Annotated in this window: 1 protein-coding gene; it reads left to right on the top strand. The window is 66.7% G+C overall.

Features of this window, described 5'->3' with window-relative positions:
• Window positions 1-705: sulfite exporter TauE/SafE family protein (locus tag RTCK_RS09525; RefSeq protein WP_185927972.1), on the top strand; the 705-nt coding region annotated here is incomplete at its 5' end.
• Window positions 706-809 lie beyond the last annotated feature (104 nt).

Below are 809 nucleotides of genomic sequence, written 5' to 3'. Positions count from 1 at the left end.
CGCGGCACGCTGGACATGAAGCTCGGTACGGTCCTGCTGGCCGGCGGCCTGGTCGGCGCCACGGTCGGCATCTGGATCTTCTCCTGGCTGAGGCGGCTCGGCCAGTTGGACCTGTTCGTCTCGATCCTCTACGTGGTCCTGCTCGGCACCGTCGGGGGGCTGATGCTCAACGAGGGCGTGCGGGCGATGCGGCGCACCGCGCGCAACGAGCCGCCGGTGACGAAACGGCCGGGCCAGCACATCTGGGTGCATCGCCTGCCGTTCAAGGTGCGTTTCAAGAAGTCGAAGATCTATCTGAGCGCGATCCCCGTGCTGGCGCTCGGATTCGCGATCGGCGTGCTGACCTCAATCATGGGCGTCGGCGGCGGCTTCATCATGGTGCCGGCGATGATCTACCTCCTGCGCATCCCGACCAACGTCGTCGTCGGGACCTCGCTGTTCCAGATCATCTTCGTGACGGCCTACACCACCATGGTCCAGGCGGCGACCAACTATTCCGTCGACATCGTGCTCGCGACCATCCTCATGGTCGCGGGGGTGATCGGGGCGCAGTACGGCGTCCGGGTCGGCCAGAAGCTGCGCGGCGAACAGCTGCGCGCACTCCTGGCACTGCTGGTTCTGGCCGTCGGCATCCGCCTCGCGATCGCGCTGGTGGTTCCGCCGGACGACATCTACTCCGTCGTGGTGGGAGGCTTCGCGTACTGATGCTGTCCGTAATCCGCCTGCTCGCCGCCGCCATCCTGCTTTCGAGCGCCCTGCCGGCCTTCTCCCAGGTCCCGTTCGGCGAGGCCTCGACCGTCAAGGAAGGA

The organism is Pseudorhizobium endolithicum (assembly GCF_902153245.2).
Lineage (GTDB): Bacteria > Pseudomonadota > Alphaproteobacteria > Rhizobiales > Rhizobiaceae > Neorhizobium > Neorhizobium endolithicum.
This window is presented reverse-complemented; position numbering and strand designations above follow the sequence as displayed.